The 13,377-nt window shown below is 55.7% G+C and carries 13 protein-coding genes; 8 read left to right on the top strand and 5 right to left on the bottom strand.

Annotation, left to right across the window (positions count from 1 at the left end; genetic code table 11):
* Positions 1 to 208: 208 nt before the first annotated feature.
* From LF929_RS01860 to LF929_RS01840, 5 genes are all read left to right on the top strand, one after another.
* The gene (locus LF929_RS01860) at positions 209 to 898 is read left to right on the top strand and encodes a GntR family transcriptional regulator (protein ID WP_210175727.1); all 690 of its coding nucleotides are present in this window, start codon (positions 209 to 211) and stop codon (positions 896 to 898) included.
* Positions 899 to 1,193: 295 nt separating this feature from the next.
* Positions 1,194 to 1,835, top strand: coding sequence for an ABC transporter substrate-binding protein (locus LF929_RS01855; RefSeq protein ID WP_318841915.1), 642 nt, complete (start codon positions 1,194 to 1,196; stop codon positions 1,833 to 1,835).
* Positions 1,832 to 2,623, top strand: coding sequence for an amino acid ABC transporter permease (locus tag LF929_RS01850; protein WP_210175728.1), 792 nt, complete (start codon positions 1,832 to 1,834; stop codon positions 2,621 to 2,623). The genes LF929_RS01855 and LF929_RS01850 overlap by 4 nt, the downstream gene beginning before the upstream one ends.
* 1 nt (position 2,624) lies before the next feature.
* Positions 2,625 to 3,404 carry an amino acid ABC transporter ATP-binding protein gene (locus tag LF929_RS01845; protein ID WP_210177283.1) on the top strand — a complete coding sequence of 260 codons (780 nt, stop codon included), beginning with the start codon at positions 2,625 to 2,627 and terminating at the stop codon, positions 3,402 to 3,404.
* 63 nt (positions 3,405 to 3,467) lie between these two features.
* Positions 3,468 to 5,078 carry a gamma-glutamyltransferase family protein gene (locus tag LF929_RS01840; RefSeq protein WP_226093614.1) on the top strand — a complete coding sequence of 537 codons (1,611 nt, stop codon included), beginning with the start codon at positions 3,468 to 3,470 and terminating at the stop codon, positions 5,076 to 5,078.
* Positions 5,079 to 5,247: 169 nt separating this feature from the next.
* Here LF929_RS01840 and fkpA read toward each other — a convergent pair whose 3' ends face one another.
* Positions 5,248 to 6,105: an FKBP-type peptidyl-prolyl cis-trans isomerase gene (fkpA, locus tag LF929_RS01835; RefSeq protein ID WP_016942994.1), complete on the bottom strand. Its 858-nt coding sequence runs from the start codon at positions 6,103 to 6,105 to the stop codon at positions 5,248 to 5,250.
* A gap of 212 nt (positions 6,106 to 6,317) precedes the next feature.
* On the opposite strand from fkpA, the gene LF929_RS01830 reads away from it, so the two are divergent.
* Positions 6,318 to 6,536, top strand: coding sequence for a protein SlyX (locus tag LF929_RS01830; RefSeq protein WP_038905825.1), 219 nt, complete (start codon positions 6,318 to 6,320; stop codon positions 6,534 to 6,536).
* A gap of 30 nt (positions 6,537 to 6,566) precedes the next feature.
* Here the strand turns inward: LF929_RS01830 and LF929_RS01825 are convergent, their stop codons facing one another.
* Complete coding sequence (locus tag LF929_RS01825) at positions 6,567 to 7,607, bottom strand: AraC family transcriptional regulator (protein ID WP_016942992.1); 1,041 nt, start codon at positions 7,605 to 7,607, stop codon at positions 6,567 to 6,569.
* A gap of 150 nt (positions 7,608 to 7,757) precedes the next feature.
* A complete protein-coding gene (locus LF929_RS01820) occupies positions 7,758 to 8,774 on the bottom strand; it encodes a phosphotransferase enzyme family protein (RefSeq protein WP_210175731.1) in 1,017 nt (338 codons plus the stop codon).
* 370 nt (positions 8,775 to 9,144) lie between these two features.
* On the opposite strand from LF929_RS01820, the gene eat reads away from it, so the two are divergent.
* The gene (gene eat / locus LF929_RS01815) at positions 9,145 to 10,527 is read left to right on the top strand and encodes an ethanolamine permease (protein WP_210175732.1); all 1,383 of its coding nucleotides are present in this window, start codon (positions 9,145 to 9,147) and stop codon (positions 10,525 to 10,527) included.
* A gap of 460 nt (positions 10,528 to 10,987) precedes the next feature.
* Positions 10,988 to 12,238 carry an oxalate decarboxylase family bicupin gene (locus LF929_RS01810; protein ID WP_016942989.1) on the top strand — a complete coding sequence of 417 codons (1,251 nt, stop codon included), beginning with the start codon at positions 10,988 to 10,990 and terminating at the stop codon, positions 12,236 to 12,238.
* A 122-nt stretch (positions 12,239 to 12,360) separates the two neighbouring features.
* On the opposite strand, the gene slyD is transcribed toward LF929_RS01810, so the two are convergent.
* Both slyD and LF929_RS01800 read right to left on the bottom strand, forming a co-directional pair.
* A complete protein-coding gene (gene slyD, locus LF929_RS01805; RefSeq protein ID WP_019845185.1) occupies positions 12,361 to 12,972 on the bottom strand; it encodes a peptidylprolyl isomerase in 612 nt (203 codons plus the stop codon).
* Between the two features lie 148 nt (positions 12,973 to 13,120).
* Positions 13,121 to 13,315, bottom strand: coding sequence for a YheV family putative zinc ribbon protein (locus tag LF929_RS01800; protein ID WP_210175734.1), 195 nt, complete (start codon positions 13,313 to 13,315; stop codon positions 13,121 to 13,123).
* Between the last annotated feature and the right edge of the window lie 62 nt (positions 13,316 to 13,377).

Below are 13,377 nucleotides of genomic sequence, written 5' to 3'. Positions count from 1 at the left end.
ACATCGCACTGACCCGATGATGTCATAATTTGTTCTTCTGCGACAAAAATGACCAAACCGCACTGAACTGGTGCGGTTTTTCGCTTTATTTTCCCCCTTCTTTTCATTCACTCACGCCTGGCCTAGGTTGCATCAGCCCTTCACACACTGGCCCACTTATTGCTTTAGTCACTTTGTATCTTTGGATCCAAAGTGAAGGGTTTACGACATGCGACTTTTTACCAACGGCGAAAACGTGGTGTACGCCGCCAGCGGTGACGGCAACGACCATAACGGTACAGCGGAAGATCAGGCTTACCAGTACCTGCTGGACAGTATTTGCCGTGGACGCCACCCACAGGGCACCCATCTGGTGGCAGAAGAGGTTGCGGCCGAACTGCAAATGAGCCGGATGCCAGTACGCGGCGCGTTCAAACGACTCGCAGCAGAAAGCCTGCTGACGTTGCGGCCGAACCGTGGTGCGGTAGTCAGTGGCTTGAATCGCGAGCAGATGTGCGAAGTGTTTGAAATGCGAAGCGTACTGGAAGGGCTTGCTATCCGCATCGCGGTATCGAAACTGACAGAGAAACACCTCATCCATCTGACGAGACTGCTGGATAGCATGGATGACACCCACAATGAACCCTACGAATGGGTGCTCCATCACCGTGTCTTTCATGAGTACCTGTGCAGCCTGAGCGAACGGCCACGCCTGCTGCGCCAGATAAGCCTGTTGAATTCGTCGATCTCCCCGTACATGCACCTGTGGCGTCAGCGGGTCAATCAACCGCAAAACGACCGGGAAGATCACCGGCAGATAATCGATGCACTACGCACCGGTGATCCCACACTGGCGGAACAGATGATTCGCCACCATGTGGAAGGCACCATTCCGTTGCTGACCAACATGTTGCCGTAATACCCGATAGTGCCAATTAACCGATAGAACAGATAACCAATAGAACAGAAAACCAATAGTGCCATCCCGGCACATCGCTCCACTGACAATCGCTCCCCCACTTAACGAGGTGAACAATGTTAAAACCTGGTGCTCTTCTCTGTGCTTCGGCGCTGGCTCTCTCCGTCGGCCTGGCTCATGCCGCTACGGAGATCCCCGCTCGCCTGAAGTCCGTGGATAAAATCACCCTGTGCGGCGGCATGGATTCCCCCCCATCGGCTTTTATGACAGTAACCAAAAGCTACAAGGCGTAGTCGTGGATTTTGGTAATGAAATCGCCAAACGTTTGGGCGGCAAGAAAGTGGAGTGGAAAGTCATCCCGTTTTCCGGGCTGATTCCGGCACTGGTAGCCAGTCAGTGCGATATGCTGGCCGACCAGCTCTTTGATAAACCGGCTCGTCGGGAAGTGATCGACATGGTCGACTACATGTATTCCAGCCAGTCGGTGGTAGTAGCGAAGGGTAACCCGAAAGGGATTCATACGCTGGATGACCTGTCAGGTAAGAAAGTCGCGGTGTTAAACGGCTCAACCATCCGCTCCCTGCTGGAAGACCAGAATAAAAACCTGGTGGCTGCGGGAAAAGCACCGATGACTATTGTGGTATTCAACACCGATACCGATGCGTTTCAGTCGTTGCGCATCCAGCAAAGCGATGCCTACGGTACCACGGTGGAAACTGCCGGTTATTACCAATCTCTCGCCCCCAATCTGTTTGAAACCGGCGTACTCGCGTTTGCCCGCATCCTCACCGGGTTCGGTTTTCGTAAAGGCGACAACGCCTTCAGCGGCGCGGTGGAACAGATTATCAAGGATATGCAGGCGGATGGCAGTTACCTTAAGCTGCTGGAAAAATGGCACATCGCGGGTGACCGGCTGGATGCCGGCCAATCATCATGAATTTCAGTTGGGAGGTGTTCTGGCAGTATCTGCTCAAGCCTAGCGATGTCTATCTCTATGGGCTATGGCTGACCTGCATTATTGCCGTTTCCGCCATGCTGCTTGGCAGCATGTTGGGGCTGATGGCCGCGTTACTGCGGCTGTCCGCCAGCCCACTGTTGCGCTACCCGGTGGGGTTCTATATCTGGCTGATGCGCGGCACGCCATTACTGGTGCAGATCGTGTTTTTGTATACCGCACTGGCGGCGGGTGGCCTGTTCCACTTTCAGGATATCACCCTCGGTTCGCTGGTGATCCCGGGTAATATTCAGGCGGCTGTTGTAGCGCTCGGGCTGAACGAAGGCGCTTATATGGCCGAAATCATCCGCTCAGGGTTGGGGGCGGTGGATAAAGGCCAGTATGAGGCGGCCAAATCCCTCGGTATGACATTTCCCAGGCTGATGCGCCGCATTATTCTGCCGCAGGCGTTCCGGGTCATCATCCCGTCCATTGGCAATGAATTTAATGTGATGCTGAAAAACACCACGCTGGTGAGCGTTATCGGTGTACAGGAATTGCTGTTAAGCACCCAGATGATTACCTCTGCTACGTTTCGGGTATTTGAGCTGTACACCGTAGTAGCCATCTATTTTCTGGTGCTTACGTCACTGTGGGGACTGTTTCAGTACTGGCTGGAAAAACGCTTCAATCAGCCTCACGTGCGTGTCAGCGCATCAAGCCGACTGTTTGGCCGTCAAACGATGAGCCTGTTTGGTCGTCAGGCGATGAAAACGTTGAGGGGGCGCTGATATGTCCTATCACGAAAAAGATATCGTTATTTCCGCCCGGGACATCCACAAGTCTTTTGGCGACCAACCGATCCTCAAAGGCGTGTCGCTGGATGTCCACCGGGGGGAAGTGGTCGTGCTGATTGGCTCTTCAGGCTCTGGCAAAACCACCTTCATTCGCTGCATCAACTGCCTTGAAGATATTCAGTCAGGCACCATTCGCATCAATGGTGAGCTGATAGGCTTTCGACAGCGCCCGGACGGTAGCCTGACACGCGATACGGAAACCAATATTGCCCGCCGCCGTCGCGATGTCGGCATGGTGTTTCAGCGCTTCAACCTCTTCCCACACATGACCGTGCTGGAAAACATCATTGAAGCACCGACGCAAGTACTGGGCGTGTCGCGCGAAACGGCGGTAGCCGACGCCTACAACCTGCTGGCACGCGTCGGTTTGCAGGAAAAAGTGGATTTCTACCCCTCCCAGTTATCGGGCGGGCAACAGCAACGGGTCGCTATCGCGCGCTCGCTGGCGATGAAACCACAGGCGATGTTGTTTGACGAACCCACCAGCGCACTCGACCCGGAAATGGTGGGCGAAGTGCTGGCCGTCATGAAAGAGCTGGCTCAGGACGGCATGACCATGGTTATCGTCACGCATGAAATGGGATTTGCCCGTGAAGTGGCGGACCAGGTGGTCGTGCTCCATCAGGGTGAGCTTATCGAACAGGGCTCACCAGAGCAGGTGTTCAGTCATCCCTTACATCCGCGTACCGGTGAATTTCTCAGCCGGGTACGCTGACGCTGTTGTTAAGACAATCTCATTAAGAAAATCTCATTAAGGAAATCTCGTTAAGGAAATCCTATGCTGAACTTTTCCACCCACCACTACCCTTACGCGTCACAGCGCCAGTGCGTCTTTGCGAAACGGGGAATGGTCGCCACCTCGCAGCCACTGGCGGCCGAGGCCGGTATCGAGATGATTCGTCGGGGCGGCAATGCCATCGATGCCGCCATCGCCACCGCCGCGGCGCTGACCGTGGTGGAACCCACCGGCTGCGCCATCGGCGGCGATGCTTTCGCGCTGGTGTGGGTGAAAGGCACCCTACACGGGCTGGACGCCAGCGGCTACGCCCCTGCCGCACTCAGTATTGACGCGGTCACCTCACGCGGCCACACCGCCATGCCGTTGTACGGCTGGGAGCCGGTGACGGTTCCCGGTTGCCCGGCAGCCTGGGCGGAACTGTCACGCCGGTTTGGCACACTGCCGTTTGCCGATTTGCTGCAACCGGCCATTCAGCTCGCCCGGGATGGCTTTCCGGTATCGCCGATGGTGGCCTATCAATGGCAGGAAGCACACCGGCTTTATCAACGCCACCGCCTGCCGATTTTTGATGCCTGGTTCGACACCTACCTTAATTACGGTCAGGCCCCGGTTGCCGGCGAACTGTTTCGTAATCCCGCACAGGCGAAGACGTTACAGGAACTGGCCGAAACCCAGTGCGAGAGTTTCTACCGGGGCGCTCTGGCGCAACGGCTGACAGACTTCGCCCAGTCCACCGGCGGTTACCTGACGCTGGCGGATTTGAACCGCTATCAACCAGGCTGGGTAGACCCGATTCGCCTCAACTACCGTGGCTATGATATTTGGGAAATTCCGCCCAGCGGCCAGGGGCTGATTGCGCTGATGACGCTCAATATTCTACAAGGCTTCAGCTTCGATCAGCGCGACAGCCACCAGACCTGGCACCGTCAGTTAGAAGCATTAAAAATGGCGTACGCCGATGGCCTGCACTACATCACCGACCCGGAACAGATGCGAACCAGCACCGCCGCGTTATTGTCGCCACGTTACGCGGCACAGCGTCGGGTGGAAATCACCGAGCAGGCGCAACCACCACGCCACGGTGACCCACACGCCAGCGGCACCGTCTACCTTGCGACCGCCGATGCCGACGGCAACATGGTGTCGTTCATCCAGAGCGCCTACCACGGTTTCGGCTCTGGCGTGGTGCTGCCCGATAGCGGCATTGGACTGCAAAATCGCGGCTCCGAATTCAGCCTCGACCCTCATCATGTCAACTGCCTCCAGCCCGGTAAGAAGACCTTCCATACCATCATTCCCGGCTTTATCAGTAAGGATGGTCAGGCGGTGGGGCCATTCGGCGTGATGGGGGGTTACATGCAACCACAAGGGCATGTACAAATGGCGATGAACCTGATTGATTTCAATCTGAATCCACAGGCAGCGCTGGATGCGCCACGCTGGCAATGGCTGGGTGGCATGAAAGTCGGCATTGAGCAAAGCGCCCCGCACGCTCTGGCGTTGGGTCTGCTGCAAGCCGGTCATCAGGTACAAATCGACTGTGATTCTGTCGACTACGGCCGTGGGCAGATTATCGTGCGTCATCCCACCAGCGGCGTGCTGTGCGGCGGGACAGAGCCGCGTGCCGACTCCAGTATCGCGGTGTACTGATTGCAGCCGTGCAGGGGGCCGCAGATTCTCGATAACGGATACTCGATAACGCGGAGGCGGTGATACCACAGGTGTGGTCTGGCGCAAAAAAATACCGCCTGTGCAAACGCACGGGCGGTATCGAGACCGGTTTACACGCCCCGAACTGGCGGCGTACAAGGCCAAGGCATTACTGAGCGGCTTTCTTCGCTTTGTCGTCAGCCGGTTTTTCTGCTTTCGGTGCAGCAGCGCCTTTCGCGTCAGCATCCGACTTGATATCCAGCAGTTCGACGTCGAACACCAGCGTAGAGTTAGCCGGGATCCCCGGAACACCCGCTTCGCCGTAAGCCAATGCCGGTGGGATAACCAGCTTGATCTTACCGCCTTTCTTCACGTGCTTGAGGCCTTCAGTCCAGCCCGGGATAACGCCATCCAGACGGAAAGACAGCGGCTCACCGCGTTTGTAGGAGTTATCGAACTCGGTGCCATCAACCAGCGTACCCTTGTAGTTCACCACTACGGTATCGCTGTCTTTAGGTGCCGCACCGGTCCCTTCCTTCTCTACCTGATAAAGCAGGCCGGATTCAGTTTTCTTCACGCCTTTTTCTTTGGCGAAGGCATCACGGAATTTGGTGCCTTTATCCGCATTGTCTTTAGCGTCCTGCTGCATTTTTGCCTGAGCCGCTTCTTTCACGCGGCCTTCAAACGACTGCAGGGTTTTCTCGATTTCTTCGTCAGACAATTTGCTCTTGTCAGCAAACGCATCCTGAACCCCCTGGATCAACTGTTGTTTATCCAGTTTGATACCCAGTTTTTCCTGCTCTTTCAGGGAGTTGTCCATGTAGCGACCCAAAGAGGCGCCCAGCGCATACGCGGCGGCTTCTTCATCGCTCTTAAATTGACCTGCCGCTGCTTTCGCTGCGTCCGCTGCCGCAGGAGCGGTAGCTGCTGCATCAGTGGTCTTGGCCGCATCCGCTGCCATAACACCCGTACTCAGCGCCAGTCCCATGGCCGCCGTCAGCAGTGTGACTTTAAACAGTGATTTCATCCATCTCTCCAACATTCGGAGCACCATGCCCCGGCAACATTAACATTTCGCCAGCTACTATAACGTTGCGTGCAAAGACAATACAACGACACGCCGCACCAGATAGCGAAAAATTCTGAATACCAGGATTTACGCCCGATGGCGTAGGGTTTTACTACCAGAACTTTCCGCTTTCTGACACACTTTGCACTCACTGCACGGGAGGAAAAATGATGTCACTGTCACCACTGGAACAACGGCTCGAATTGCTGGAAAGCCGACTGGCTTTTCAGGAGGTAACGATTGAGGAATTGAACCAGACCGTCGTGCACCATGAACTGGAAATGGCCCGGTTGCGCGAACAATTACGGCTGCTGACCGACAAACTGCGGGCGACGTCCCCTTCCATGATTGCCTCGCAGTCAGAAGAAACACCGCCGCCGCATTATTAAATACCGGCAAGCCCGATAACCACCAGCGTGTTATGCCTTGCGCCACTGCCGTGGGCTGATGCCAAACCAGCGGCGGAAGGCGCGGGAAAACGCGCTCACCTCGGAGTACCCCAGCAGGAATGCCATCTCGGAAATCGACAGCTGGCGTTGCTGTAAATAGTGGGTGGCCATCTCGCAGCGCACCTTTTCCACCAGTTGGGTGAAGGTGATACCTTCGTCTTTCAGCCGACGTTGTAGCGACCAGCTCGATAACCCGATGCTCTCCGCTACCTCGTCCAGCGATGGTTCCCCCTGCGACAACACCTGACGTAGCCGGGCGCGCGCCAGCTCCACTACGCTCTGCTGGGGAGCATCGTTGTTAAGCCGACGCAACGCGTCCTGTACCACCAGCAGCAACAGCGGGTCATTGTCCGGCATAGACCGCGTCACGTCACGTTTGGGGATCAACAACGAGTTGAACGGCTGGTCGAAATACACTGGCGCGTCAAACACTTTACAATGCTCATGCCACTGCTCGGGACGAGGATGTTCAAAATGGACCTCCCGCGGTGCCCAGTTTTTGCCTGCCGCATGACGAATCAGGTTTAATATCATCCCCAATGTCAGCTCGGCATCCTGCCGACAATGCAGGATAGCGCCGTGACGCACCTGATAGTCAAAGCGCCAGCAGTCGCCTTTATCGACCAGACGAATCAAGGTGTCGTGTTGATGGAACGGGAAGGCATTGACTACGTTATGCAATGCCTGCTCCAGAGTGGCACTGCATAACCCAACATAGCCTATCAACCCCAACGCCTGCGGTTTGAACTGTCGGCCGTAATGCAGCCCGAAATTATCACAGTCCGAATAGCGGGCCGCCTCCTCCAGTACCCGGCAATAATTGACCAGTCCGACGCTAAGCGTCGGGCAGGCCAGCATTTCCGGGTTGATACCACTGATACCGAGAATGCGATCCGCATCGCCGCCTTTTTCACCGATAAAATCGGTCAGACCTGATGCCGCCGCCGCCAGAACCCCCCGATGCCCGGATAGCTCGGCCACCGGCGGTAACCGAAAAGACGTGGTTTCCATGATTCCTGCCTCACACAACCGATTCAATATCGTAAACCTGCAAATTCCATACCATTCACAAGTCACTGATTTCTATCGCGTCGAAAGGCAAAGTGGCACCACGACGATCCCGTGGTGCGCTATCATGGTGCACGGTTCGCTACGGCAGAGTCAGGCACCCACCGGCAGTGCGGCGTTCTCCAGATAACGTCGACATAACCGCACGGTGTGATCGCTCCAGTCGGTTCCCAGGCTGATGGCCTGCTCAGTCTGGCTATGGGATCCCGCCCAGGCCATTAACTGAATGCGCCGCTGGATCAGCAATGAGGGGATCACCGCCCGGTCCTCCTCGTCCAGTGGGCAAATTTTCTGGTAACCGTCTAACCAGCCCTCCACCCATGACGGCGCGCTGGGGTGATGCTCCACAAAGCTGATGGCTGCCGCCAGATCGTGCAAATACCAGCTAAAGCCGCAATCATCAAAGTCGATCACCCGGGTTTCGCCGTTTTGCAGCAACAGGTTGGTCAGCCGTAAATCCGCGTGGATCAACCCATAACGCTGGCGATCCTTGCCGTAATGGGTCAGCGCCTGATGCACCTGTGTCAGCGTTTCTTCGATGACGCTGTGATCCGTTGCCTTCAGGTTGGGTGCATCCTGCCAACGCCCCCAATGCCCTTGCGGCCCGACCATGGTGTCATGATCCCAGACCAGCCGACGAAAACCGTTGGGGCGCTCCCAACGACGGCTGTGTTGATGCAAACGGGCAGTAATCATCCCCAGTTGTTCAAAAGCAGCGGCGTCGACCTCGGTGGTCGGCATCTCACCGTCAATCCAGTGGAACAGCACCACATTGCGTACCGTGCCATCACGCATCGTCACGGTTTGCACGGCTTCGCCATCCAACCCGTTCAGGGCCTGCGGCACGGTAATACCTTCTTCGCGCAACGCGTCCAGCCAGGCCAGTTCACCGGCGATATCCTCACGCTGATGATAGCCGGGACGGTGAATACGCATCGCGTAGCGTTTACCACCGGCGATCAACCGATAGGTGGCATTTTCCGAACGACACAACAGGCTGAGTTGCCCCTGCTGCGCCGATGGGTAACGTTGCATAGCCAGTGCGGCCAACTGGTCCAGCGTGGTGTTATCAAGGGTATCGTACTGTTCTGCCATATCCTGCTCTGCCATAGGTGTTATCTCATCCAAAGAGGGCCAAACCGGGTGGTGTCCAGCGGACAGGGCACCGCCTGACTATCAGAATGAGATCACTCCCGCGATGATGCTTGACGTCACAGTGCCGCAAATTGACCTTGCACGACACCGCCCCAGCGAATCCTCCCGGTTTGACCGTAGAGCGCAAAAATCTACGGGCAGATGTCAAGTCGCCGACGAACCCCAGGCGGCATTATCGAAAGCGTACCACCCTGTCGGACAGACCTGGCACAGCACGCAACCGTACCGTTTTCTGACGCGGTCATTTTTATAAACACATGATTTTTATACACAGAGGTGATGAAAAGCCGCTATTTTCATCCCACGACTTGTAGGGGAGACCGTCATGACAATGCAGCTAAAACCCACGCAGTTAAAACCCACCCTGGGTACGCTTCATCTGTGGGGGATTGCCGTCGGCCTGGTGATTTCCGGCGAGTACTTTGGCTGGAGTTACGGCTGGGGTGTGGCGGGAACGCTAGGCTTTCTCGTCACCACCCTGATTATCGCCGCCATGTACACCTGCTTTATTTTTAGCTTCACCGAACTGACCACCGCCATTCCTCATGCTGGTGGCCCCTTCGCCTATAGCCGCCGCGCCTTTGGCGAAACCGGCGGCCTGATTGCCGGTATGGCGACCCTGATCGAATTTGTGTTCGCGCCACCGTCGATCGCGATGGCTATCGGCGCTTATCTCAATGTGCAGTACCCGTCGTTGGATCCGCGCTACGCCGCCACCGGCGCTTACCTTGTCTTTATGACACTGAATATTTTGGGCGTGAAACTGGCGGCGATGTTTGAACTGTTCGTCACCGTGTTGGCGGTCATCGAATTGCTGGTGTTCATGGGGGTGGTCGCGCCCGGTTTTAGCATCAGCCACTTCGTCGCCAACGGCTGGGCCGGTAGTACTGATTTCGGTAGCACGGCCATTTCGGGCATCTTCGCCGCCATTCCCTTTGCTATCTGGTTCTTTCTGGCGATTGAAGGTGCCGCGATGGCTGCCGAAGAAGCCAAAGACCCACAACGCACCATTCCTAAAGCCTACATCAGCGGCATTATCACGCTGGTGGTGCTGGCGCTCGGCGTCATGGTGATGGCGGGCGGTGTGGGTGACTGGCGTACGCTGTCTAACATCAACGACCCGCTGCCGCAGGCGATGAAAGCCGTGGTGGGCTCAAACTCAGGCTGGATGCACATGCTGGTGTGGATCGGTCTGTTCGGGTTAATCGCCAGCTTCCACGGCATTATCCTCGGTTATTCACGTCAATTCTTCGCGCTGGCCCGGGCCGGTTATTTACCCGCCGGACTGGCGAAGCTATCCCGGTTCCAGACACCGCACCGCGCTATTCTGACTGGCGGCGTAATTGGCATCGCCACCATCTTTAGCGATAGCTGGATCAACCTGCAGGGAATGACGTTGACCGCCGCGATGATCACGATGGCGGTGTTCGGGGCCAACGTGATGTACATGATGAGTATGCTGAGCCTGTTTCGTTTACGCCGTAGCGAACCGGAGCTGCATCGTACGTTCCTGGCACCGGGTTATCCGATAATCCCAGCTATCGCACTAGTACTGTCGGTGGTGTGCCTGCTAGCGATGCTGTGGTTCAACCCGGTCATTGGCGGCCTGTTTATTGTGCTGATGCTGATGGGTTACAGCTATTTCCTGATGACCCGCGCCCAGCGAGACAATGCCCCTCAAGACGCCATGCTGGTAGGGAAGGAGTAATCTGTCTTTCTCACCGGAATGATTCAACACCATATTATTCAACACTATATTATTCAACGCCTCCCTCGGGAGGCGTTGAACGGTGAGGTGACAACAACTCAACCTGTAAACAAGCATTACAGCATATCCGCCGTCCGGCACAGCCATACCGCTTCCCTACCCTCGCTATTTTTTTGCCAAAACACGCATTAAGCGAAACAAAAACGAAACATTGTCGAAACAAATAGCAAACATGGCCATTTCCTCACCCTTTCCCACCGGTAATACATAAATAATATTTATATTTATTACCAATAACTCCTTACAAGTCACCCGCAGAGAAAGTGAGCTGCTGTTATAAAAATACAGGATGTCTGACTGCGACGAGATAGCACAGCATCAGCCTGCATCACGAGCAGGCCATTGCGAATGGTATTCGCCGTCATGATGACATCACATTTAACTTAGCAAGGAGTCGCTCATGAATGCATTAACACGTCGAAACTTTATGGCGTTTACTGTTGGCGGAACCGTGGCACTGGCCGCCGGGAAACTGCACGCACAAGATAACGCCATTCCATGGACTGGGAACGGCCTGGGAGGGAACGACCCCGGCCCGCAAAACCGACAGCGGCAAATGCAGAACCCCGATCTGGTCAACCCACCATTAACCGATAACGGGACCTTACCCAATCTGCGCTTTTCTTTTAGCGACGCCCATATACGCAAAGGCAGTGGCGGCTGGACACGTCAGGTGACGCAACGCGAGCTGGGTATCTCCACCACCATCGCTGGCGTGGATATGCGCCTCAACGCAGGTAGTATCCGTGAGCTGCACTGGCATAAAGAAGGTGAATGGGCCTACATGCTGTACGGTAACGCCCGAATTACCGCCATCGACGCTGAAGGCCGTTGGTTTGTTGATGATCTGGGTGTCGGCGATCTGTGGTATTTTCCACCTGGTGTACCACACTCGATTCAGGGCCTGGGGCCTGATGGCTGTGAGTTCCTGTTAGCCTTTGACAGCGGTAACTTCGATGAAGACAGTACCTTTTTGCTGAGTGACTGGTTTAAACATATACCGCCGGAGGTACTGGCGAAGAATTTCGGCGTACCGGTGGAGACCTTCAGCCACCTGCCCAGCCCATCTGACGAGTACATTTTTGCCGCGCCGGTACCGGGTAACATCGACAAGGGCGCGTTTGGCGGCGCAGGTCAGGTAGTCAACCCATTCAGCCACCGTATGCTGGCGCAGACCCCCATCAAGACCAAGGGCGGTACCGTGCGTATTACCGACTCATCGGTGTTCAAGGTATCCAAAACTATCGCGGCAGCACTGGTAGAACTGGAGCCCGGTGCCATGCGGGAACTGCACTGGCATCCGAATAATGACGAGTGGCAATACTATCTTGAAGGAGAAGGGCGGATGGGAGTGTTTGCCTCATCCGGGCAGGCGCGCACCTTCGATTTTCGTGCAGGTGATGTCGGCTACGTCCCCTTCGCGATGGGGCATTACGTGGAAAATACCGGCACGACGCCACTGCGTTTTCTGGAGTTGTTTAAGAGCGACCACTATGCGGATATCTCGCTCAATCAATGGCTGGCACTGACACCACCGGCTCTGGTGGAACAGCATCTGCACCTGAACAACGCCTTCATGCAGTCATTACAAAAAAGCAAAACACCGATTGTTCCGGACTACCCGGCAACAAAGACGGGCACCAAACGCTAACGCATTCGACAGCGCCACCACAACCGCCAGACGGCGGCAGGGAAAAATCCCCCTCGTGGGAGGAGGGGAAATAGCAAAAAAAAGCCGCGTTCACACGCGGCTTTCTCTGAAACAGCGAAATATCAGTGCTGGCAACCGCAACCGCCATGGCCGCCGCAACCGCCTTTACCCTTTTCATGGTCATGATCGTGATCATGGCCGTGGCCACCGCAGCAACCGTCGTGATCATGGTCGTGACCACCGCAGCAGCCTTCGTGATCATGGTCGTGCGCGCCGTGCACATGGCCGTGGGCCAGTTCTTCTTCCGTAGCTTCACGGATAGCAACCACTTCCACATTGAATTTCAGGTTCTGGCCTGCCAGCATGTGGTTACCGTCAACCACAACGTGGTCATCCTGCACCTCGGTGATTTCTACCGGTACCGGACCCTGATCGGTATCAGCCAGAAAGCGCATACCAACCTGCAGCTCATCCACACCGACAAATACGTCTTTCGGTACGCGCTGAACCAGATTGTCGTCGTATTCGCCGTAGGCATCGTTAGCACCGACGCTAACGTCAAAACGCTCGCCCACATCGCGGCCTTCCAGCGCTTTTTCCAAACCGGAAATCAGCGAACCGTGACCATGCAGATAGTCCAGCGGTGCGCTCACCGGAGACTCATCAACTAATACACCATCTTCTGTACGAACCTGATAAGCCAGGCTGACCACCAGGTCTTTTGCTACTTTCATGATATCTCCTAGCGTTGGAAATCAATTTGCGCAAATTGTAGCGGAAAAACATCCCCATGTATTGCCTGGGATAAAAAACTGTCTGGAAGACCTGTTCCACCGGCGTACCGTGCATCGCCCACCGCCATTACAGCGGCTTTCAGCCTGGCTATTCCGGTCGAAACAGGCCGATGATTTCACCGGCGGGCGGCGTGGCCGCCTTGGGTGGCACTTCCGACTGGCTTTGCTGATACCCGCAGTGCACACACACCACGACCTCGTCATCGCCTTCACGTCCTACCGCCAGCGTATCCTGTGAATGACACTTTGGACACACCGCTCCGGCAATAAAGCGTTTACGCATAGTTGTTCTCCAGCTCCTGGTTAATCAGGTCTGCATTCACTTACGACAGACAACTTGTACAC

It is taken from the genome of Dickeya oryzae (genome assembly GCF_020406815.2).
GTDB lineage: Bacteria > Pseudomonadota > Gammaproteobacteria > Enterobacterales > Enterobacteriaceae > Dickeya > Dickeya oryzae.
This window is presented reverse-complemented; position numbering and strand designations above follow the sequence as displayed.

Bases quoted from the DNA above. Each gene is read 5' to 3' on its own strand.
- LF929_RS01860 (WP_210175727.1), top strand. From the start codon at position 209: ATGCGACTTTTTACCAACGGCGAAAACGTGGTGTACGCCGCCAGCGGT.
- LF929_RS01850 (WP_210175728.1), top strand. From the start codon at position 1,832: ATGAATTTCAGTTGGGAGGTGTTCTGGCAGTATCTGCTCAAGCCTAGC.
- LF929_RS01845 (WP_210177283.1), top strand. From the start codon at position 2,625: ATGTCCTATCACGAAAAAGATATCGTTATTTCCGCCCGGGACATCCAC.
- LF929_RS01840 (WP_226093614.1), top strand. From the start codon at position 3,468: ATGCTGAACTTTTCCACCCACCACTACCCTTACGCGTCACAGCGCCAG.
- fkpA (WP_016942994.1), bottom strand. From the start codon at position 6,105: ATGAAATCACTGTTTAAAGTCACACTGCTGACGGCGGCCATGGGACTG.
- LF929_RS01830 (WP_038905825.1), top strand. From the start codon at position 6,318: ATGTCACTGTCACCACTGGAACAACGGCTCGAATTGCTGGAAAGCCGA.
- LF929_RS01825 (WP_016942992.1), bottom strand. From the start codon at position 7,607: ATGGAAACCACGTCTTTTCGGTTACCGCCGGTGGCCGAGCTATCCGGG.
- LF929_RS01820 (WP_210175731.1), bottom strand. From the start codon at position 8,774: ATGGCAGAGCAGGATATGGCAGAACAGTACGATACCCTTGATAACACC.
- eat (WP_210175732.1), top strand. From the start codon at position 9,145: ATGACAATGCAGCTAAAACCCACGCAGTTAAAACCCACCCTGGGTACG.
- LF929_RS01810 (WP_016942989.1), top strand. From the start codon at position 10,988: ATGAATGCATTAACACGTCGAAACTTTATGGCGTTTACTGTTGGCGGA.
- slyD (WP_019845185.1), bottom strand. From the start codon at position 12,972: ATGAAAGTAGCAAAAGACCTGGTGGTCAGCCTGGCTTATCAGGTTCGT.
- LF929_RS01800 (WP_210175734.1), bottom strand. From the start codon at position 13,315: ATGCGTAAACGCTTTATTGCCGGAGCGGTGTGTCCAAAGTGTCATTCA.